The organism is Pseudomonas sp. MSSRFD41 (genome assembly GCF_014230245.1).
GTDB lineage: Bacteria > Pseudomonadota > Gammaproteobacteria > Pseudomonadales > Pseudomonadaceae > Aquipseudomonas > Aquipseudomonas piscis.
Genome location: NZ_JACKZK010000001.1, coordinates 524,867 through 545,168, shown reverse-complemented (window position 1 = coordinate 545,168; position 20,302 = coordinate 524,867). Strand labels below are relative to the sequence as shown.

The window sequence follows — 20,302 nt, the reverse complement described above, 5'->3', positions numbered from 1 at the left end:
CCATACGGTATAGGCGCGCGATCCACTGGCCGGGCGCCGCTGTGCGTGTCTACTGTGGCGCAAGCGCGACGAAGTCCGGGACATGGGCCCTGATCGCGCTGAGCAGTTCTTCCTTGCTGAAGGGTTTGGTCAAAAACTGGTCGGAGCCGACGATGCGGCCCTTGGCCTTGTCGAACAGCCCGTCCTTGGAGGACAGCATGATCACGGGAGTGGACTTGAACGCGCTGTTGTTCTTGACCAGCGCACAGGTCTGATAACCGTCGAGGCGCGGCATCATGATGTCGACGAAGATGATCCCGGGGTGATGGTCGACGATCTTGGCCAGGGCTTCGAAGCCATCCACCGCGGTGATGACCTCGCAGCCGACGTTCTTCAGCAGCATCTCGGCCGTGCGGCGAATTGTCTTCGAATCGTCGATCACCATGACCTTCAAGGCGTTGGATTGCTGTTCCATGTCTGCTCTACCGTCGCCCCAGCGAATCGATTTGATCGGGTACCGCTGGCCAATGCCCCAAACCCTTGAACTTCAAGGCCCCGGCCCGGCATGCGAGCCTTTTTAGCACACTCTCCCCCCTGCAATCCATGGACTACGCAGGGCAGTGGTTTTTCCTTGACCCAGGTCTCTGTCAGCGCCACTCTGACGCCACTTTCAGGAGCTGTTCCCGTGTGTCCGGCAACGCCGGCCCGTCACCGGACAGCGACCGACCCCCAGCCTGCTTCCACCCATTTGATTGAAGGAATCCGCCCCATGAGCGTTCGCGTCGGGATTGTCATGGACCCTATCGCCAGCATCTCCTATAAAAAGGACAGCTCGCTGGCCATGTTGCTGGCCGCCCAGGAACGCGGCTGGAGCCTCTTCTATATGGAGCAGCGCGATCTCTATCAGAGCGCCGGCGTGGCCCGGGCCCGCATGCGCCCGCTGCAGGTCTTCGCCGACCCACAGAAGTGGTTCACGCTGGAAGACGAGATCGACAGCCCGCTGAGCGACCTGGACGTGATCCTGATGCGCAAGGATCCGCCCTTCGACATGGAGTTCGTTTACTCCACCTACCTGCTGGAGCAGGCCGAGAGCGCCGGCGTGCTGGTGGTCAACAAGCCCCAGAGCCTGCGCGACTGCAATGAAAAGCTGTTCGCCACGCTGTTCCCGCAGTGCACCCCGCCCACGGTGGTCAGCCGCCGCGCCGATGTCCTGCGCGAGTTCGCCGCCCAGCATGGCGACGTGATCCTCAAGCCCCTGGACGGCATGGGCGGCACCTCGATCTTCCGCCACCGTGCGGGCGACCCGAACCTGTCGGTGATCCTGGAGACCCTGACCGTGCTGGGCAGCCAGCAGATCATGGCCCAGGCCTACCTGCCGGCGATCAAGGACGGCGACAAGCGCATCCTGATGATCGACGGCGAACCGGTGCCCTATTGCCTGGCGCGGATTCCGGCTGCCGGCGAAACCCGGGGCAACCTGGCCGCCGGAGGACGTGGCGAAGCCCGCCCGCTGAGCGACAAGGATCGCTGGATCGCCGCCCAGGTCGGCCCGACCCTGCGGGCCAAGGGCTTGCTGTTCGTCGGCCTCGACGTGATCGGCGAGCACCTGACGGAAATCAACGTCACCAGCCCGACCTGCATCCGCGAAATCGACAATGCCTTCGGCACCAACATCGGCGCGATGCTGATGGATGCCATCGCAAGCAAGCTGCAAGCCGCAAGCAACAAGCCGCAAGCTTGACCTGCATCACATGCAGCTGGTCGCTTGAAGCTTGAGGCTTACAGCTTGAAACCAACATTGCGTTATCATGCGCCGCCTGTGAAACCGTGATGTTGGTTTGTGCAATGCCTGCTGTGATGTCGAACTGCCAATGAGCCTTACGTCCGACCTGCCACCCGAGCTGGCCCACGGTGGCGTCCGCGCGGCCGATCGCCTGGGATTCACCCTGTTCCTCGCGGCGCTCCTGCACCTGGTGCTGATCCTCGGCCTGAGCTTTTCCTTCGCCGAGCCCCAGCAGATCAGCAAGACCCTGGAAATCACCCTGGCCACCTTCAAGAGCGAGACCAAGCCGAAGAAGGCCGACTTCCTGGCCCAGGACCACCAGCAGGGCAGCGGCACCCTGAACAAGAAGGCCATTCCCAAGACCACCGAAGTAGCGCCCTTCCAGGACAACTCGGTGAAAAAGGTCGTGCCGCCACCGTCGGTCAAGCCGCAAGTCAAGGAGGCCGCGCCCAAGGCGGCCGTGGCCACCACCGCGCCCAAGCCGAAGAAGACCGTGACCCAACGCGAAGAGGTCAAGCGCGAACCGACGCCCAAGGCCGACGCGCCATCGTTCGACAGCTCGCAGCTGTCCAGCGAGATCTCCAGCCTGGAAGCCGAACTGGCCAACGAACAGCAGCTGTACGCCAAGCGCCCACGGATCCACCGCCTGAGCGCGGCCTCGACCATGCGCGACAAGGGCGCCTGGTACAAGGACGAATGGCGCAAGAAGGTCGAGCGCATCGGCAACCTCAACTACCCCGAGGAAGCCCGGCGCAAGCAGATCTACGGCAACCTGCGGTTGATGGTGTCGATCAACCGCGACGGCTCGCTGTATGAAGTGCTGGTACTGGAGTCTTCCGGCCAGCCACTGCTGGACCAGGCCGCCCAGCGCATCGTGCGCCTGGCCGCGCCGTTCGCCCCCTTCACTGGCGACCTGTCGGACATCGACCGCCTGGAAATCATCCGTACCTGGCGCTTCGCCCGGGGCGACAAGCTGTCCAGCAACTGACCGCCCGGCCAGCGCCACGCCCCTGCTCGCGGGCGCATCGCCAGCTTGTCAGCCGGGCCCGCCACCGCCACACTAGCGCTCATGAAGAACCTCAGCCCCAGCTACCTCAAGCATCATTTCCTGATCGCCATGCCGCACATGGCCGACCCGAACTTTGCCCAGACCTTGACCTACATCGTCGAGCACAACGCCAATGGCGCCATGGGGCTGGTGATCAACCGCCCGCAGGACCTGAGCCTGGCCGATATCCTGGAGCAACTGCGCCCTGACGAAGACCCGTCGCTGCTGTGCCAGCACGTGCCGATCTTCAGCGGCGGCCCGGTGCAGACCGATCGCGGCTTCGTCCTGCACCCCAGCGGCCCGATCTACCAGGCCACGGTGGAGCTCGATGGCGTCTCGCTGTCGACCTCCCAGGATGTCTTGTTCGCCATCGCCGACGGCGTGGGCCCGACCAAGAGCCTGATCGCCCTGGGCTACGCCGGCTGGGAAGCCGGGCAACTGGAAGCCGAGCTGGCCGACAACGCCTGGCTGACCTGCCCGTTCGACGCCGACATCCTGTTCAACACCAGCAGCGAACTGCGCCTGGAAGCGGCCGCCCGTCACCTGGGGGTCAACCTCAGCCTGCTCACCAGCCAGGCGGGCCACGCCTGATGGCCTTGCGACTGATCCTGGGCTTCGACTACGGCACCCGGCAGATCGGCGTTGCCGTGGGCCAGGCCATCACTGGCCAGGCCCGCGAGCTGTGCACCTTGAAGGCGCAGAATGGCGTGCCGGACTGGAACCAGGTCGAGGCCCTGTTCAAGGAATGGCAACCCGATGCGGTGGTGGTGGGCCTGCCCCTGAACATGGACGGCACCCCGAGCGAGATGTGCCAGCGCGCCGAGAAGTTCGCCCGGCGCCTGAACGGCCGCTTCAACGTGCCCTTCTATACCCACGACGAACGCCTGACCACCTTCGAGGCCAAGGGCGAACGCCTGGCCCGGGGCGGCCAGAAAGGCAGCTACCGCGACAACCCGGTGGACGCCATTGCCGCCGCCCTGCTGCTGCAGGGCTGGCTCGACGAGCACGCCACGCTGCTGAATACCTAGCGACCGAATCCTGAGGATGCGCGGCCTGCGGCTGCGCGCCTCCTGGCCCGACACCAGCCACAAGAACCTGCCGACGATCCAGCGAGCGATGCTCGGGCGAGTCAGGAATGGCGCAGAAAGCGGAGTTTAGACACCTAAATGAGCATTTCGAAGCCACTTGCAACGCCCCACGAGCCAAGCGCAGCAGATCCCGGGCAAGTTCCAAGTCACCGCGCCCCGCTATCGGACAACAAGGCGCGAGCCCAAGAAGGAGCCACCATGAGCCTGCCCAATCCCGCCGCCCTGATCAGCCAGATGGCCATCGATCTCAACGCCCACCTGGTCCAGCGCGCCATCAGCGAGCCTCGCTTCATCGGTATCCGGACCGGCGGTGTCTGGGTCGCCCAGGCGCTGCTGGAAGCCCTGGGCAGCGACGCGCCCCTGGGCACCCTGGACGTTTCCTTCTACCGCGATGACTTCAGCCAGAACGGCCTGCACCCTCAAGTGCGCCCGTCCGAGCTGCCGTTCGAGATCGAAGGCCAGCACCTGGTGCTGATCGATGACGTGCTGATGAGCGGCCGGACCATCCGCGCCGCCCTCAACGAGCTGTTCGACTATGGCCGCCCGGCCAGCGTGACCCTGGTCTGCCTGCTGGACCTGAACGCCGCCGAGCTGCCGATCCGGCCGAATGTGGTGGGCGCGACCCTGTCGCTGGCGGCCCACGAGCGGGTAAAATTGTCCGGTCCTGCGCCGCTTCAACTCGAGCTCCAAGACCTCGCCCTCTAAACCCGCCCTTTTAAAGAGTCCATTGCGATGACGCCTCTAGACGCCAAGCGCCCGCTGCAGCTCAACGATCAGGGCCAGCTGCGCCACTTCCTCTCCCTCGACGGCCTGAACCGCGAGCTGCTGACGGAAATCCTCGACACCGCCGACTCCTTCCTCGAAGTCGGCGCCCGGGCGGTGAAGAAAGTCCCGCTGCTACGCGGCAAGACCGTATGCAACGTGTTCTTCGAGAACTCCACCCGCACCCGCACCACCTTCGAACTGGCCGCCCAGCGGCTGTCGGCGGACGTGATCACCCTGAACGTGTCCACCTCCTCGGCGAGCAAGGGCGAGACCCTGCTCGACACCCTGCGCAACCTCGAGGCCATGGCCGCCGACATGTTCGTGGTGCGCCACGGCGATTCCGGCGCCGCGCACTTCATCGCCGAACATGTGTGCCCGCAGGTGGCGATCATCAACGGCGGCGACGGCCGCCACGCCCACCCGACCCAGGGCATGCTCGACATGCTGACCATCCGCCGGCACAAGGGCGGCTTCGAGAACCTCTCGGTGGCCATCGTCGGCGACATCCTGCACTCGCGGGTCGCGCGCTCGAACATGCTGGCGCTCAAGACCCTGGGCTGCCCGGATATCCGCGTGATCGCGCCCAAGACCTTGCTGCCCATCGGCATCGAGCAGTACGGGGTGAAGGTCTACACCGACATGGCCGAAGGCCTGAAAGACGTCGATGTGGTGATCATGCTGCGCCTGCAGCGCGAGCGCATGCAGGGCGGCCTGCTGCCCAGCGAAGGCGAGTTCTACCGCCTGTTCGGCCTGACCACCACCCGCCTGGCCGGCGCCAAGCCCGACGCCATCGTCATGCACCCGGGCCCGATCAACCGTGGCGTGGAGATCGAGTCGGCGGTGGCCGACGGTCCGCATTCGGTGATCCTCAATCAGGTGACCTACGGCATCGCAGTGCGCATGGCCGTACTGTCCATGGCCATGAGCGGGCAGACCGCCCAGCGACAATTCGAGCAGGAGAACGCCCAGTGAAGCTCAGCATTCTCGGCGCCCGCGTCATCGATCCAAGCAGCGGCCTGGATCAAGTTACCGATCTGCACCTGGAAGCCGGCAAGATCGCCGCCATCGGTGCCGCTCCGGAAGGTTTCAACGCCGTCACCGTGATCGACGGCAAGGGCCTGGTGGCCGCCCCCGGCCTGGTGGACCTGAACGTCGCCCTGCGCGAGCCCGGCTACAGCCGCAAGGGCAGCATCGCCAGCGAAACCCGCGCCGCCGCTGCCGGTGGCGTCACCAGCCTGTGCTGCCCGCCACGCACCAAGCCGGTGCTGGACACCTCGGCGGTGGCCGAGTTGATCCTCGACCGCGCGCGCGAAGCCGGCAACAGCAAGGTGTTCCCGATCGGCGCCCTGAGCAAGGGCCTGGACGGCGAGCAACTGGCCGAGCTGATCGCCCTGCGCGACGCCGGTTGCGTGGCCTTCGGCAATGGCCTGGAGGGTTTTCGCAGCACCCGGACCCTGTGCCGGGCCCTGGAATACGCCGCCACGTTCGACCTGACGGTGATCTTCCATTCCCAGGACCGCGACCTGGCCGAAGGCGGCCTGGCCCATGAAGGCGCCACCGCCAGCTTCCTCGGCCTGCCGGGGATTCCCGAAAGCGCCGAGACCGTGGCCCTGGCCCGTGACCTGCTGCTGGTGGAACAAAGCGGGGTGCGCGCGCACTTCAGCCAGCTGACCAGCGCCCGCGGCGTGGAACTGATCGCCCAGGCCCAGGCTCGCGGCCTGCCGGTCACCGCCGATGTCGCCCTGTATCAGTTGATCCTGACCGACGAGGCGCTGATCGACTTTTCCAGCCTCTATCACGTGCAGCCGCCCCTGCGTTCGCACGCCGACCGCGAGGCCCTGCGCGCAGCGGTGAAATCCGGCGTGGTACAAGCCATCGCCAGCCATCACCAACCTCACGAGCGCGATGCCAAACTGGCGCCGTTCGGCGCCACCGAGCCGGGTATCAGCAGCGTCGAGTTGCTGCTGCCGCTGGCCCTGACCCTGGTGCAGGACGGCCTGCTGGACCTGCCGACCCTGATGGCCCGCCTGAGCGCCGGCCCTGCCGACGCCCTGCGCCTGCCGGCCGGCAAGCTGGTGGTGGGTGGCGCGGCCGACCTGGTGCTGTTCGACCCTGCCAGCTCCACCGTGGCCGGCGAGCGCTGGCTGTCCCGTGGCGAGAACTGCCCGTTCCTTGGCCACAGCCTGCCGGGCGCAGTGCGCTACACCCTGGTGGACGGCCATATCAGCCACCAGGGCTGATTGACCCTGTAGCCGCTGCCACAGGTGGCGGCTACAAGGATCGCCATCACCCCAGGCGATGACGGGATCAAAGGCGCTTGGCGTTCTCCAGGGAGACCTGGTCGTTCAGGGTCCAGAAGTCATACAGCACCCCGATGAAGAACAAGCCACCGGTGAACAGGTAGAGCACCCCGCTCAGCCATTTGCCCTGGTACATGCGGTGCACGCCGAACACCCCGAGGAAGGTCAGGAGTATCCAGGCCACGCTGTATTCCAATGGACCGGCGGTAAAGCGCAGGTCCGCTTCCCGATCCATGGAAGGGATCAGGAACAGGTCGATCAGCCAGCCAATGCCCAGCAGGCCGAAGGTGAAGAACCAGAGGGTCCCGGTCACTGGCTTGCCGTAATAGAAGCGATGGGCGCCGGTAAAACCGAATATCCAGAGCAGGTAGCCGATCACCTTGCTGTGGGTGTCGTGGGTCGCGGAATCCTGGCGATAGCTGTTCATCAAATGCCTCTTGGCGGGTGATAGATAAATTTTCTCAAAAACTTTGTGACTTTTTTACAGGCGCTCGACGTGTGGTCGATGCTACCTTCTCTTCCGCCAAAGCCTTGTGTTGCCTGACTTCTGACGGTTTTCTGCGTCAAGTTGCCGCCTCTTTGCCGAAGTTGACCCCAAGGTCTAGTCGACAAACGGCCTCGGAAGTGACCTGAAAGCTGTTATAAAGTTGCGCGCTAATCAATAAGAGCCTTGCCTAATGCGTCCATTTATCAAGACATGGCTGACCATTTGCCTATTAATGCCACTGGCCGCCCACGCCACCAACCGTGAGCAACGACTTCCCAACATCAACGGCTACACCCCGAAACCCCATGTTTCGACGGTCTCGGCCAAGCACAAGACCACGAGCCGGCACTCTACCCAACTGGCAAAGGTCGACAGCAAGCTGGTACCCCAGATGGGCGCCAAGCAAAGCAGCAACGTCCTCAGCCGCGCCGTCAATGCCCTGGGCACGCCTTATCGCTGGGGCGGCAGCAGCCCGAGCAAGGGTTTCGACTGCAGCGGCCTGGTGAAATACGCCTTCAACGACGTCGCCGCCGTGGACCTGCCACGCACTTCCAATGCCATGGCCAGCGGCCATGGGCAGAAGGTCGAGCGCAAGGATCTCAAGCCGGGCGACCTGCTGTTCTTCAACATCAAGAGCCGCAAGGTCAACCATGTAGCCATCTACCTGGGCAACGATCGCTTCATCCATGCTCCACGGCGCGGCAAGTCGGTCACCATCGACACCTTGAAGAAACCCTACTGGGACAATCACTACGTGGTTGCCAAGCGGGTCCTGCCCAAGGAACAGAAGACCCTGCGGGTCGTCCAGCGCTGATCCCGCCTCGCCGCCAGGCCAGCCTGGCGGCGCTTGCCCTCCCCTCACAGGCTCTGCGGCATTCGTGCCTTCTCCCGCGCCTGTTCGCGACTGATCAAGCCCTTTGCCAGCAATGCCTTCAGGCTCATGTCCAGGGTCTGCATGCCCTGGGCCCCGCCAGTCTGGATCGCCGAATACATCTGCGCCACCTTGTCCTCACGGATCAGGTTACGGATCGCCGTGGTGCCCAGCATGATCTCATGGGCCGCCACCCTTCCCCCCCCGATGCGCTTGAGCAGTACCTGGGCGATCACCGCCTGCAATGACTCGGCCAGCATCGAGCGTACGAGGGCCTTCTCCTCCCCTGGGAACACATCCACCAAGCGATCGATGGTCTTGGCCGCCGACGAGGTGTGCAGGGTGGCGAGCACCAGGTGCCCGGTTTCCGCAGCGGTGAGCGCCAGGCGGATGGTCTCCAGGTCCCGCAGCTCGCCCAGCAGGATCACATCCGGGTCCTCGCGCAGGGCCGCGCGCAAGGCCGTGGCGAAGCTCTGGGTGTCGCGGGCCACTTCGCGCTGGTGCACCAGGCAGCCTTGCGGCGGGTGGATGAATTCGATGGGGTCCTCGATGGTCAGGATGTGCTGGCGGCGAGTCCGGTTCAGGTGATCGACCATCGCCGCCAGGGTGGTGGACTTGCCGCTGCCGGTGGGGCCGGTCACCAGCACCAGCCCACGGGGCAACTCGCTGACCTGCCGGAATACCGGCCCCAGCCCGAGCTCTTCCAGGCTCTGCACCCGCGCCGGAATCAGCCGCAGCACCGCTCCCGCACCACGGGCATGCTGGAACGCATTGACGCGAAACCTGGCCACCCCGGGCAGTTCATGGGCGAAATCCAGGTCCTGCTGGCGGGCGAAGGCCTCGCGCTGCGACTCGCTCATCAGCTCATGGATCAACGCCAGCACCTGGGACGCATCCAGTACTGGCCCCTGCAGAGGGCAGATATCGCCATCGATGCGCAACAGCGGCGCCAGCCCAGCGGACAGATGCAGGTCGGAAGCGCCGCGCGAGACGCTCGATAGCAACAACTCGGTGATGTCCATAGTGCCCCCCAATTCCAGTAGAATGCCGCGAGCTTCAGACCCGTGCGCAGCCAACAGCCCGGCGGCCTGGTGCCGGACAATGCCCGGCGGGGCCCAGGAGCGTGGCTCGGGCCGATCGGCAGGCAGGGACTGGTGGATTCACGCGGCAGGTGGCGGCCCGGTTCGCAGGCTCCCGGCCGCAGATACTTTTGAGACGGAATCGAATGTCCACGATAGCAGACAACATCGCCCAGGTAGCCGAGCGCATCCACAGCGCCTGCCAGGCCGCACAGCGTGCCCCGGACAGCGTCCACTTGCTGGCCGTGAGCAAGACCAAGCCCGCCGCCGCGCTGCGCGAGGCCCATGCCGCCGGCCTGCGCGATTTCGGTGAGAACTACCTGCAAGAAGCCCTGGGCAAGCAACAGGAACTGGCCGACCTGCCCTTGAGTTGGCACTTCATCGGCCCCATTCAGTCGAACAAGACTCGCGCCATCGCCGAACACTTTGACTGGGTGCATTCCGTGGACCGCCTGAAAATCGCTCAACGCCTGTCCGAGCAACGCCCGGCCGAGCTGCCGCCGCTGAACATCTGCCTCCAGGTCAATGTCAGTGGCGAAGCCAGCAAGTCCGGCTGCACGCCCGCCGAGTTGCCGGAGCTGGCCCGCGCCATCGCTGCCTTGCCACGCCTGCGCCTGCGCGGGCTGATGGCGATTCCCGAACCCACCGAGGACCCTGCGGCCCAACACGCTGCGTTCGCTGCGGTACAGGATCTGAACAACCACCTGCGCGGCAGTCTCGGACTGCCCGTGGACACTCTATCGATGGGCATGAGCCACGATCTCGAAGCGGCCATCGCCCAAGGCGCCACCTGGGTGCGGATCGGTACCGCGCTGTTTGGCGCCCGCGACTACAGCCAGTCCTGAGGGACTGGCCCTGACCCCTGATAAGGACCTGTCATGAACACGACTCGTATCGCTTTTATCGGTGCCGGCAACATGGCGGCCAGTCTCATCGGTGGCCTGCGGGCCAGGGGCCTGGACGCCTCGCAGATCCGTGCCAGTGACCCGGGCGCCGAAACCCGGGCCAAGGTGGCCGCCGAACACGGCATCCAGGTTTTCGCCGACAACGCCGAAGCCATTGCCGGGGTCGATGTGATCGTCCTGGCGGTCAAGCCCCAGGCCATGAAGGCCGTTTGCGAAGCCCTGCGCCCGAGCCTGCAACCCCGGCAACTGGTGGTCTCCATCGCCGCCGGCATCACCTGCTCGAGCATGAGTGCCTGGCTGGGCGAGCAACCGATCGTGCGCTGCATGCCCAACACCCCGGCCCTGCTGCGCCAGGGCGTCAGCGGCCTGTATGCCACCGACCGGGTGAGCGCCGAGCAACGCCGCCAGGCCGAAGAACTGCTGTCCGCCGTGGGCACCGCCCTGTGGCTGGAGCAGGAGCAGCAACTGGATGCGGTAACCGCGGTTTCCGGTAGCGGCCCCGCGTACTTCTTCCTGCTGATCGAGGCCATGACCGCCGCCGGCGAGAAACTCGGCCTGCCACGGGAAACCGCCGCCCAACTGACCTTGCAGACCGCCCTGGGCGCTGCCCACATGGCGGTTTCCAGCGATGTCGACGCCGCCGAGCTGCGCCGTCGCGTGACCTCGCCGGCCGGCACCACGGAAGCGGCGATCAAGTCGTTCCAGGCCGACGGCTTCGAGGCCCTGGTGGAAAAAGCCTTGGGTGCCGCCGCGCACCGTTCGGCGGAAATGGCCGAACAACTCGGTCGCTAATTCGCCCCTACAAAGGAATCGATATGTTCGGACTCAACGACGCTGCCATCCTGGTGATCCAGACCCTGGGCAGCCTGTACCTGCTGGTCGTCCTGCTGCGCTTCATGCTGCAAGCGGTGCGGGCCAACTTCTACAACCCCATCAGCCAGTTCATCGTGCGGGCCACCCAGCCGCTGCTCAAGCCGCTGCGCCGAGTGATCCCCAGCATGTTCGGCCTGGACATGTCCTCGCTGGTGCTGGCCCTGGTGGTGCAGATGGTGCTGTTCGCCATCGTCCTGACCCTCTACGGCATCCCCTTCAACGTGCTGGGGCTGCTGATCTGGGCGCCGATCGGCATCTTCGCGCTGTTCCTCAAGATCTGGTTCTTCGCCATGATCATCAGCGTGATCCTGTCCTGGGTCGCGCCTGGCAGCCAGAGCCCCGGCGCCGAGCTGGCCTATCAGCTGAGCGAGCCGCTGCTGGCGCCGTTCCGCCGCATCGTGCCGAACCTGGGCGGCCTGGACATCTCGCCGATCCTGGCGTTCCTGGTGATCCAGCTACTGCAACAGGGGCTGATCCCGCGCCTGGCGTACTACGCCTTCATGCCCCGCGAGCTGTTCGGGCTGATCTGATGAGCTACTTCCGCTGGGACGGCGACGACCTCTTGCTCGATTGCCACCTGCAGCCCAAGGCCAGCAGCGATGAGTTCGCTGGCCTGCATGGCGATCGGCTGAAGATCCGCCTCACCGCCCCGCCCGTCGAAGGCAAGGCCAACGCGCACCTGATGGCGTTCCTGGCCAAGGCCTTCGGCATTCCCAAGAGCCATGTCAGCCTGGTCAGCGGTGAGTTGAACCGGCAGAAGCGGGTACGCCTGCAAGCGCCGAAGAAACTCCCCGAGCTGCCGGGCCTGGCACGTCCGGCCTGATTCGCAGGCCGTCCTTTCCAGTAGCCAAATCCAGGCCCGGGCTTTGCTTGCCGCTGGACACAGCGGTCTTTAGACTTACGCCTCATTTGAATGAGAGCAGGGTCGATGCCAACTGCCTTTCCCGCCGATTCCGTTGGTCTGGTCACACCTCAGGTTGCGCACTTCAGCGAGCCCCTGGCCCTGGCGTGTGGCCGCTCGCTACCGGCCTACGACCTGATCTACGAAACCTATGGCCAGCTCAACGCCAGCGCCAGCAACGCGGTGCTGATCTGCCATGCCCTGTCGGGCCACCACCATGCGGCCGGCTACCACAGCCCGGAGGACCGCAAGCCCGGCTGGTGGGACAGCTGCATCGGCCCGGGCAAGCCGATCGACACCAACAAGTTCTTCGTGGTCAGCCTCAACAACCTCGGTGGCTGCAACGGCTCCACCGGCCCCAGCAGCCTCAACCCGGAGACCGGCCGGCCGTTCGGCGCCGATTTCCCGGTACTGACCGTGGAAGACTGGGTGCACAGCCAGGCCCGCCTGGCCGACCGCCTGGGCATTGGCCAGTGGGCCGCGGTGATCGGCGGTAGCCTCGGGGGCATGCAGGCCCTGCAATGGACCATCACCTACCCGGACCGGGTCCGGCATTGCCTGGCCATCGCCTCGGCGCCCAAGCTGTCGGCGCAGAACATCGCCTTCAACGAAGTGGCCCGCCAGGCGATCCTCACCGACCCGGAATTCCACGGTGGTTCGTTCCAGGAACAGGGCGTAATTCCCAAGCGCGGCCTGATGCTGGCGCGGATGGTGGGGCACATCACCTACCTGTCCGACGACTCCATGGGCGAGAAATTCGGCCGCGGCCTCAAGAGCGAAAAGCTCAACTACGACTTCCACAGCGTGGAATTCCAGGTGGAAAGCTACCTGCGCTACCAGGGCGAGGAGTTCTCCGGGCGTTTCGACGCCAACACCTACCTGCTGATGACCAAGGCCCTGGACTACTTCGACCCGGCGGCCAACTGCGACGACGACCTGGCCAGGACCTTCGCCAACGCCACGGCCAAGTTCTGCGTGATGTCCTTCACCACCGACTGGCGCTTCTCCCCGGCCCGCTCGCGGGAACTGGTGGACGCGCTGATGGCCGCGCGCAAGGACGTCTGCTACCTGGAGATCGACGCCCCCCAGGGCCACGACGCCTTCCTGATCCCGATCCCGCGCTACCTGCAGGCATTCGGTCACTACATGAACCGCATCACGCTGTGAGGACACGATGAGAGCCGATCTGGAAATCATCCAGGAATGGATCCCCGCCGGCAGCCGCGTCCTCGACCTGGGCTGTGGTAATGGCGAACTGCTGAGCTGGTTGCAGCAACACAAGCAAGTCACCGGCTACGGCCTGGAGAACGATGCCGACAACATCGCCCAGTGCGTGGCCAAGGGCATCAACGTCATCGAGCAGGACCTGGACAAGGGCCTGGGCAATTTCGCCAGCAACAGCTTCGACGTCGTGGTCATGACCCAGGCCCTGCAAGCCGTGCACTACCCCGACCAGCTGCTGGACGAGATGCTGCGGGTCGGCCGCCAGTGCATCATCACCTTCCCCAACTTCGGCCACTGGCGCTGCCGCTGGTACCTGGCCAGCAAGGGCCGGATGCCAGTGTCGGAATTCATGCCGTACACCTGGTACAACACGCCGAACATCCACTTCTGCACCTTCGAGGACTTCGAGGAACTGTGCCGCGAGCGCCAGGCGCGGGTGATCAATCGCCTTGCGGTCGATCAACAACACCGCCATGGGTGGGCCAGTAAGCTATGGCCTAATCTGTTGGGAGAGATCGGCATCTACCGCCTCAGCAGTCCCGGCCTGCAGGATCACCAGGTCGCGGTTTGACCCACATCGCATCGAGGAGAACGATCATGGGACGTCTGGTCACTTTTCTATTGTCTGCCTGCCTGAGCCTCTCGGCCCTGGCGGCGGACCCGATCAAGGGCGAACGCCAGGAAGTGTTCGGCGACATCACCGTGCACTACAACACCTTCAACTCCACCTACCTGCAACCTGACATCGCCAGGGCCGCGGAGCTGGTTCGCAGCAAGAACCAGGGGGTGATCAACGTTTCACTGATCAAGGACGGCAAGCCATTGGTCGGCCAGGTCAGCGGCACGGTCAAGGACCTGACCAGCAAGAGCTTTCCCCTGAAGTTCCGCCAGATCACCGAACAGGGCGCGATCTACTACATCGCCCAATTCCCGGTGGAACAGCAGGAAAACCGCACCTTCACCATCAGCGTGCAAGCGGGTGGCGATACCAACAGCTTCAGCTTCAACCAAGAGCTATTCCCGGGCGAATGATGAACCTCACGCAACTCGTACTGGCCAGCCATAACGCCGGCAAACTCAAAGAACTCCAGGCCATGCTCGGCGCCTCGGTGCAACTGCGCTCGATCGGCGAATTCAGCAGCATCGAGCCCGAGGAAACCGGACTCTCGTTCGTCGAGAACGCCATTCTCAAGGCCCGCAACGCCGCGCGCATCTCCGGCCTGCCGGCCCTGGCGGACGACTCCGGCCTGGCGGTGGACTTCCTCGGCGGTGCCCCGGGTATCTATTCGGCGCGCTACGCCGATGGCCAGGGCGACGCGGCCAACAACGCCAAGCTGCTGGAGGCCCTCAAGGAGGTTCCCGAGCAACAGCGCGGTGCGCAGTTCGTCTGCGTCCTGGCCCTGGTTCGGCATGCCGACGACCCGCTGCCGATCCTCTGCGAAGGCCTGTGGCATGGGCGCATCCTTACTGCCGCCAGCGGTGCACACGGCTTCGGCTACGACCCGCTGTTCTGGGTGCCGGAGCGCAATTGCTCCAGCGCCGAACTGGACCCGGTGGAAAAAAACCAGCTCAGCCACCGCGCCCGCGCCATGGCCATCCTGCGGCAACGCCTGGGCCTGCAATGAACCATGATCCCGCCGCGTCGCCGCTGATCCTGGGCGGCGCGCAAGCGCCCCGGCCGGCCCTGCCCCAATTGCCGCCCCTGGCGCTGTACATCCACATCCCGTGGTGTGTACGCAAATGCCCCTATTGCGACTTCAACTCCCACGCCGCCAGCCCGACGCTGCCGGAAGAGGAGTACGTGGACGCCCTGCTGGCCGACCTCGACCAGGACCTGCCTGCCGCTCATGGCCGGGAACTGAGCTCGATCTTCTTCGGCGGCGGCACCCCGAGCCTGTTCAGCGCCCAGGCCCTGGGCCGGCTGCTGGCCGGGGTACAGCAACGCATCCCGTTCGCCAGCGATATCGAGATCACCCTGGAAGCCAACCCCGGGACCTTCGAGCAGGAGAAGTTCACCGCCTACCGCGCCCTGGGGATCAACCGCCTGTCCATCGGCATCCAGAGCTTCCAGGAGCAGAAGCTCCAAGCCCTGGGCCGCATCCACAGCGGTGCCGAAGCCGTACGGGCCGCCGACATGGCGCGCCAGGCCGGGTTCGACAACTTCAACCTGGACCTGATGCACGGCCTGCCAGACCAGTCCCTGGAAGATGCCCTGGGCGACCTGCGCCAAGCCATCACCATGAAGCCGACCCACCTGTCCTGGTACCAGCTGACCCTGGAGCCCAACACGGTGTTCTGGAGCCAGCCGCCGACCCTGCCGGAAGACGACATCCTGTGGGACATCCAGGAAGCCGGCCAGGCACTGCTGGCCGCGCATGGCTACGCCCAGTACGAGGTCTCGGCCTATGCCCAGTCCGGCCGTGCGGCGCGGCATAACCTGAACTACTGGAGCTTCGGCGACTTCATCGGCATCGGCGCCGGGGCCCACGGCAAGCTCAGTCACCCGGACGGGCGCATCCTGCGTACCTGGAAGACCCGCCTGCCCAAGGATTACCTGAACCCGGCCAAGCCGTTCAAGGCCGGCGAAAAGGCCCTGGATAACGATGAGCTGCCGTTCGAGTTCCTGATGAACGCCCTGCGCCTGACCGATGGCGTGGACGCGGCGCTGTTCGCCCAGCGCACCGGCCTGGACCTGGCCAGCCTCGCCGAAGGCCGGCGCCAGGCCGAACAAAGCGGCTTGTTGCAGGTCGAACCGTCACGCCTGGCGGCCACTCCCCGTGGGCAACTGTTCCTCAACGACCTGCTGCAATTCTTTCTGATCTAAGGAAATCACATGGATCTGGTACTCGACCTGCTTGCCACCGTGTCCCGCTGGAGCCGCAGCAACCTCTCGGAAATCTCCCTGGCGCTGGTGGGCTGCCTGCTGGTGCTGTTCGGCGCCGACATCAAGGGTTGGGTCGAAGCGCGCCTGGGCGGCCTCGCCGGCGCCCTGCGGGTACCGTTGATGGCCCTGCTGTGCATGATCGGCAGCGGCCTGGCGCTGATCTATGCCACGCCGTGGATCGTCCGCGGCCTGAGCCAGTTCAACAACTACAGCCTGGCGCCCGTGCTGCTGGTGGTGCTGGTGCTGATCGGCGTGGTCGCCGATCGCCGCTGATGCGGATCCCTGACTGAACAAGGATGCCTATGAGCAAGAGCCTCATGGAGACCACCAGCAAGTTCCTCAGCTATGTGCTGCGCCATGAGCCCCAGGCCATTGGCCTGGAACTGGACAGTGAAGGCTGGGGCGAGATCGACGCGCTGATCGCCGGCGCGGCCAGCGAGGGCCGGCCACTGACTCGGGAACTGATCGAGCAGGTCGTGCGCGACAACGACAAAAAACGCTTCACCCTGTCGGCCGACGGCCAGCGCATTCGCGCCGCCCAGGGCCACTCCAGCAAGGCCGTGCAGCTGCAACTGGAAGAACGCCAGCCGCCCGCGGTGCTTTATCACGGCACTGCCACGCGCTTCATGGATTCAATCAACCGGAAGGGCCTGATTCCAGGCTCGCGCCATCACGTGCACCTGTCCCAGGACCCCGACACTGCCCGCTCGGTGGGCCAACGCTACGGCCAGGTGGTGCTGCTGCAGGTCGACACCCAGGCCATGCAGGCCCAGGGCTGCAAGTTCTACCAGGCGGAGAATGGCGTGTGGCTGGCCGACCAGGTGCCGGCCAGCTGCATCACCGAGGTGTAGCGACCGGGCCATTGCAGGGCCCGGCAAGAGCCCCTCGGGAAGAGGGGCGGCAGGTCAGTCGAGCTTCTCGAACTTCAGGTCCCAGACGCCATGGCCCAGGCGCTCGCCGCGGCGTTCGAACTTGGTGATCGGACGCTCGGCCGGACGCGGCACGTACTTGCTGTCCTCGGCCAGGTTGCGATAACCCGGGGCGACGTTCATCACTTCCAGCATGTACTCGGCATAGGGCTCCCAATCGGTGGCCATGTGCAGGATACCGCCGACCTTGAGCTTGCTGCGCACCAGCTCGGCGAAGGACGCCTGGACGATACGGCGCTTGTGGTGCCGGCTCTTGTGCCACGGATCGGGGAAGAACAGCATCAGGCGATCGAGGCTGTTATCGGCCACGCAGCGGTTGAGCACTTCGATGGCGTCGCAGTCGTAGACCCGCAGGTTGGTCAGGCCCTGGGTCAGCACGCCGTTGAGCAGCGCGCCGACGCCCGGACGGTGGACCTCCACGCCGATGAAATCCTGCTCCGGGGCCGCCGCCGCCATTTCCAGCAGCGAGTGGCCCATGCCGAAGCCGATTTCCAGGGAGCGCGGCGCCGAACGGCCGAACACCTGGTCGTAATCCACCGGGGCATCGGCCAGGGGCAGCACATACAGCGGGGCGCCCTGCTCCAGGCCGCGTTGCTGGCCTTCGGTCATGCGTCCGGCGCGCATCACGAAGCTCTTGATACGGCGGTGCTGGCGTTCGTCGCCAGCTTCCGGCTGGATTGGCGTGTCGTTTGATTCAGTCATCAATGGCTCTTACTTGATCAGACCATCCAGCGGCGAGGATGCGCTGGCATAGAGTTTCTTCGGCATGCGACCGGCGAGGTACGCCAGGCGGCCCGCGACAATCGCGTGTTTCATGGCTTCGGCCATCAATACCGGTTGCTGTGCATGGGCGATGGCCGAGTTCATCAGCACCGCCTCGCACCCCAGCTCCATGGCGATGGTGGCATCGGAGGCGGTGCCGACACCGGCATCCACCAGTACCGGGACCTTGGCTTCTTCGAGGATGATCTGCAGGTTGTAGGGGTTGCAGATTCCCAGCCCGGTGCCGATCAGGCCGGCCAGGGGCATGACCGCGATGCAGCCCATTTCCGCCAGCTGGCGGGCGATGATCGGGTCGTCGCTGGTGTAGACCATCACGTCGAAACCTTCCTTGACCAGCACTTCGGCGGCCTTGAGGGTTTCCAGCACGTTGGGGAACAGGGTCTTCTGGTCGGCCAGGACTTCCAGCTTCACCAGGTTGTGGCCATCGAGCAGCTCGCGGGCCAGGCGGCAGGTACGCACGGCTTCCACCGCGTCATAGCAACCGGCGGTGTTGGGCAAGATGGTGTAGCGGTCCGGCGGCAGGACATCCAGCAGGTTCGGTTCGCCCGGGTTCTGGCCGATGTTGGTCCGGCGCACGGCGACGGTCACGATCTCGGCTCCGGAGGCCTCGATGGCCAGGCGGGTTTCTTCCAGGTCGCGGTACTTGCCGGTGCCTACCAGCAAACGCGACTGGTACGTCCGACCGGCCAGGACGAAAGGCTTGTCACTACGAACGTTGCTCATCGGAAATCCTCTGTTGGGGTGAGGTTCTTGCAGAATTCTTTGGTAGATCGAACGCCACGGGCAGGTAGTGCGCAGGAAAGGCAGAACAGGCGCCAATGCAAGGCCAGCCGACTGGCTGGGCATCGTGGGCGGCTTCAGCGCAGCGCTGCCGGGCGCGGCAGTTGCTGGCTAGCCGCCGCCGATGGCATGGACCACTTCCACCTGGTCACCCTCGTTGAGGGAGGTTTCAGCGTGCTGGCTGCGCGGAACGATATCCATGTTGAGCTCTACCGCGATTCGCCGTCCGCTCAGGTCCAGGCGCGTCAGCAGGGCCGCGACGGTCGAGCCATCGGGCAATTCAAAGGATTCACCGTTCAACTGAATGCGCATGCTCGAGGCCGCCATCACTTTTTAGGGGCCAGCATTCTAGCCCGATCATGACCTAAAGGTCAGCTACAAGCGTCAGGCCGCCGCCTGCAGGCGCCAGGCGGCAAGCCCCAGCAACAGCCAGCCGGCAAGGAAGGCCAGGCCGCCAAGCGGAGTGATGATGCCCAGCTTGCCGATACCGGTCAGGGTCAGCAGGTACAGGCTGCCGGAAAACAACAGGATGCCCAGGGTGAAGGCCGCTCCCGCCCAGGTCACCAGGCGTCCCGGCACTTGGGTGGCCAGCAGCGCCACGCCGAACAAGGCCAGGCAGTGCACCAGCTGGTAAGTGACTCCGGTGTGAAAAATGGCCAGGTACTCGGCGCTGAGGCGATTCTTCAGGCCGTGGGCGGCGAAGGCACCCAGGCCCACCCCGGTGAAACCGAAGAAAGCAGCCAGCATCAGGAAGCCACGCAACATGGGGAACTCCAGTCAGATTCCGCGCAAAGGGCCTGTATAATGGCGCGCTCAAACGGTTCGGCCAAGCCATCTCTATGCTGCGTTATCTGTTTCGTCGTCTGGTAAAAGCCTTGAAGTGGTTCGTCGTCGGCAGTATCGCGCTGGTGCTGCTATTGCGCTTCATACCGCCGCCAGGCACGGCCTTGATGGTGGAGCGCAAGATCGAATCCTGGGTCGACGGCGACCCCATCGACCTGCAGCGCAGCTGGAAACCCTGGGACGAGATCTCCGATAACCTCAAGGTCGCGGTGATCGCCAGCGAAGACCAGAAATTCCCCGAGCACTGGGGTTTCGACTTCGATGCCATCCAGGCAGCCCTGGCCTACAACGAACGCGGCGGCAAGATCCGCGGCGCCAGCACCTTGAGCCAGCAAGTGTCGAAGAACCTGTTCTTGTGGTCCGGCCGCAGTTACTTGCGCAAGGGCCTGGAAGCCTGGTTCACCGCCCTGATCGAGGTGCTCTGGCCGAAGCAGCGAATTCTCGAGGTCTATCTCAACAGTGCAGAGTGGGACGAAGGCGTGTTCGGCGCCGAAGCCGCCGCACGCCATCACTTCGGCGTCAGCGCCGCCAATCTCAGTCGCCAGCAAGCCAGCCTGCTGGCGGCGGTCCTGCCCAACCCCCGGGTCTGGAGCGCGGCTCGCCCCAGTACCTACGTGCTCCAGCGTGCCGGTTGGATCCGACGGCAGATGAGCCAACTGGGCGGGGCCGACTACCTCAATCGCCTGGACGAATCACGCCGGGCGCCCTGGGCCGAGTAGAACATCAAGGCACAAACAAAAACGCCCCGATCATCTCGGGGCGTCTGGTTTGTGGCCTGGC

General features: G+C 65.0%; 27 protein-coding genes. 20 read left to right on the top strand and 7 right to left on the bottom strand.

Annotation, left to right across the window (positions count from 1 at the left end; translation table 11 throughout):
- Positions 1–49: 49 nt before the first annotated feature.
- A complete protein-coding gene (pilG, locus tag H7A76_RS02620) occupies positions 50–454 on the bottom strand; it encodes a twitching motility response regulator PilG (RefSeq protein ID WP_022641612.1) in 405 nt (134 codons plus the stop codon).
- Between the two features lie 294 nt (positions 455–748).
- Here pilG and gshB point away from each other — a divergent pair, with 294 nt between their 5' ends.
- From gshB to H7A76_RS02585, 7 genes are all read left to right on the top strand, one after another.
- Entirely contained in the window at positions 749–1,720 is a 972-nt protein-coding gene (gene gshB, locus H7A76_RS02615) for a glutathione synthase (RefSeq protein WP_185697062.1), read from the top strand.
- A 130-nt stretch (positions 1,721–1,850) separates the two neighbouring features.
- Complete coding sequence (locus H7A76_RS02610; protein ID WP_185697061.1) at positions 1,851–2,750, top strand: energy transducer TonB; 900 nt, start codon at positions 1,851–1,853, stop codon at positions 2,748–2,750.
- An 81-nt stretch (positions 2,751–2,831) separates the two neighbouring features.
- The gene (locus H7A76_RS02605) at positions 2,832–3,401 is read left to right on the top strand and encodes a YqgE/AlgH family protein (RefSeq protein ID WP_185697060.1); all 570 of its coding nucleotides are present in this window, start codon (positions 2,832–2,834) and stop codon (positions 3,399–3,401) included.
- Complete coding sequence (gene ruvX, locus H7A76_RS02600) at positions 3,401–3,838, top strand: Holliday junction resolvase RuvX (protein ID WP_185697059.1); 438 nt, start codon at positions 3,401–3,403, stop codon at positions 3,836–3,838. The genes H7A76_RS02605 and ruvX overlap by 1 nt, the downstream gene beginning before the upstream one ends.
- Before the next feature lie 258 nt (positions 3,839–4,096).
- Positions 4,097–4,603 carry a bifunctional pyr operon transcriptional regulator/uracil phosphoribosyltransferase PyrR gene (gene pyrR / locus H7A76_RS02595; protein ID WP_185697058.1) on the top strand — a complete coding sequence of 169 codons (507 nt, stop codon included), beginning with the start codon at positions 4,097–4,099 and terminating at the stop codon, positions 4,601–4,603.
- 27 nt (positions 4,604–4,630) lie between these two features.
- A complete protein-coding gene (locus H7A76_RS02590; protein WP_185697057.1) occupies positions 4,631–5,635 on the top strand; it encodes an aspartate carbamoyltransferase catalytic subunit in 1,005 nt (334 codons plus the stop codon).
- Positions 5,632–6,903 (top strand): dihydroorotase, encoded by a 1,272-nt coding sequence (locus H7A76_RS02585; protein WP_185697056.1) that lies wholly within the window; start codon positions 5,632–5,634, stop codon positions 6,901–6,903. The genes H7A76_RS02590 and H7A76_RS02585 overlap by 4 nt, the downstream gene beginning before the upstream one ends.
- 67 nt (positions 6,904–6,970) lie before the next feature.
- Here H7A76_RS02585 and H7A76_RS02580 read toward each other — a convergent pair whose 3' ends face one another.
- Complete coding sequence (locus tag H7A76_RS02580; protein WP_185697055.1) at positions 6,971–7,390, bottom strand: TM2 domain-containing protein; 420 nt, start codon at positions 7,388–7,390, stop codon at positions 6,971–6,973.
- 250 nt (positions 7,391–7,640) lie between these two features.
- On the opposite strand from H7A76_RS02580, the gene H7A76_RS02575 reads away from it, so the two are divergent.
- Positions 7,641–8,264, top strand: a complete 624-nt coding sequence (locus H7A76_RS02575) for a C40 family peptidase (RefSeq protein ID WP_185697054.1) — start codon at positions 7,641–7,643, stop codon at positions 8,262–8,264.
- Between the two features lie 44 nt (positions 8,265–8,308).
- On the opposite strand, the gene H7A76_RS02570 is transcribed toward H7A76_RS02575, so the two are convergent.
- Positions 8,309–9,343, bottom strand: coding sequence for a type IV pilus twitching motility protein PilT (locus H7A76_RS02570; protein ID WP_185697053.1), 1,035 nt, complete (start codon positions 9,341–9,343; stop codon positions 8,309–8,311).
- Between the two features lie 203 nt (positions 9,344–9,546).
- Here H7A76_RS02570 and H7A76_RS02565 point away from each other — a divergent pair, with 203 nt between their 5' ends.
- From H7A76_RS02565 to H7A76_RS02515, 11 genes are all read left to right on the top strand, one after another.
- Positions 9,547–10,245 (top strand): YggS family pyridoxal phosphate-dependent enzyme, encoded by a 699-nt coding sequence (locus H7A76_RS02565; protein ID WP_185697052.1) that lies wholly within the window; start codon positions 9,547–9,549, stop codon positions 10,243–10,245.
- 33 nt (positions 10,246–10,278) lie between these two features.
- Positions 10,279–11,097 (top strand): pyrroline-5-carboxylate reductase, encoded by an 819-nt coding sequence (gene proC / locus H7A76_RS02560; protein ID WP_185697051.1) that lies wholly within the window; start codon positions 10,279–10,281, stop codon positions 11,095–11,097.
- A 23-nt stretch (positions 11,098–11,120) separates the two neighbouring features.
- Positions 11,121–11,708, top strand: coding sequence for a YggT family protein (locus H7A76_RS02555; protein WP_022641623.1), 588 nt, complete (start codon positions 11,121–11,123; stop codon positions 11,706–11,708).
- Entirely contained in the window at positions 11,708–12,001 is a 294-nt protein-coding gene (locus H7A76_RS02550; RefSeq protein WP_185697050.1) for a DUF167 domain-containing protein, read from the top strand. The genes H7A76_RS02555 and H7A76_RS02550 overlap by 1 nt, the downstream gene beginning before the upstream one ends.
- A gap of 105 nt (positions 12,002–12,106) precedes the next feature.
- Positions 12,107–13,246 (top strand): homoserine O-acetyltransferase, encoded by a 1,140-nt coding sequence (locus H7A76_RS02545; protein ID WP_185697049.1) that lies wholly within the window; start codon positions 12,107–12,109, stop codon positions 13,244–13,246.
- 7 nt (positions 13,247–13,253) lie between these two features.
- Entirely contained in the window at positions 13,254–13,874 is a 621-nt protein-coding gene (gene metW / locus H7A76_RS02540; protein WP_185697048.1) for a methionine biosynthesis protein MetW, read from the top strand.
- Positions 13,875–13,900: 26 nt separating this feature from the next.
- A complete protein-coding gene (locus H7A76_RS02535) occupies positions 13,901–14,335 on the top strand; it encodes a DUF4426 domain-containing protein (RefSeq protein ID WP_185697047.1) in 435 nt (144 codons plus the stop codon).
- On the top strand, positions 14,332–14,928 hold the full coding sequence (gene rdgB / locus H7A76_RS02530) for an RdgB/HAM1 family non-canonical purine NTP pyrophosphatase (protein WP_085594454.1): 597 nt from the start codon (positions 14,332–14,334) through the stop codon (positions 14,926–14,928). Before H7A76_RS02535 ends, rdgB begins: the two co-directional genes overlap by 4 nt.
- Entirely contained in the window at positions 14,925–16,127 is a 1,203-nt protein-coding gene (gene hemW / locus H7A76_RS02525) for a radical SAM family heme chaperone HemW (protein ID WP_260497894.1), read from the top strand. Before rdgB ends, hemW begins: the two co-directional genes overlap by 4 nt.
- Positions 16,128–16,136: 9 nt before the next feature.
- Complete coding sequence (locus H7A76_RS02520; RefSeq protein ID WP_022641629.1) at positions 16,137–16,460, top strand: DUF3392 domain-containing protein; 324 nt, start codon at positions 16,137–16,139, stop codon at positions 16,458–16,460.
- Between the two features lie 29 nt (positions 16,461–16,489).
- Positions 16,490–17,038, top strand: coding sequence for an RNA 2'-phosphotransferase (locus tag H7A76_RS02515; RefSeq protein ID WP_185697046.1), 549 nt, complete (start codon positions 16,490–16,492; stop codon positions 17,036–17,038).
- 54 nt (positions 17,039–17,092) lie between these two features.
- On the opposite strand, the gene trmB is transcribed toward H7A76_RS02515, so the two are convergent.
- The 4 genes from trmB to H7A76_RS02495 form a co-directional block, all read right to left on the bottom strand.
- A complete protein-coding gene (trmB, locus tag H7A76_RS02510) occupies positions 17,093–17,818 on the bottom strand; it encodes a tRNA (guanosine(46)-N7)-methyltransferase TrmB (protein ID WP_185697045.1) in 726 nt (241 codons plus the stop codon).
- Positions 17,819–17,827: 9 nt separating this feature from the next.
- Entirely contained in the window at positions 17,828–18,622 is a 795-nt protein-coding gene (locus tag H7A76_RS02505; protein WP_022641632.1) for a thiazole synthase, read from the bottom strand.
- 168 nt (positions 18,623–18,790) lie between these two features.
- Complete coding sequence (thiS, locus tag H7A76_RS02500; protein WP_221775070.1) at positions 18,791–18,991, bottom strand: sulfur carrier protein ThiS; 201 nt, start codon at positions 18,989–18,991, stop codon at positions 18,791–18,793.
- A gap of 72 nt (positions 18,992–19,063) precedes the next feature.
- A complete protein-coding gene (locus tag H7A76_RS02495; RefSeq protein WP_185697043.1) occupies positions 19,064–19,444 on the bottom strand; it encodes a DUF423 domain-containing protein in 381 nt (126 codons plus the stop codon).
- A gap of 74 nt (positions 19,445–19,518) precedes the next feature.
- Here H7A76_RS02495 and mtgA point away from each other — a divergent pair, with 74 nt between their 5' ends.
- Positions 19,519–20,241 carry a monofunctional biosynthetic peptidoglycan transglycosylase gene (gene mtgA, locus H7A76_RS02490; RefSeq protein WP_085594448.1) on the top strand — a complete coding sequence of 241 codons (723 nt, stop codon included), beginning with the start codon at positions 19,519–19,521 and terminating at the stop codon, positions 20,239–20,241.
- Positions 20,242–20,302: the final 61 nt, after the last annotated feature.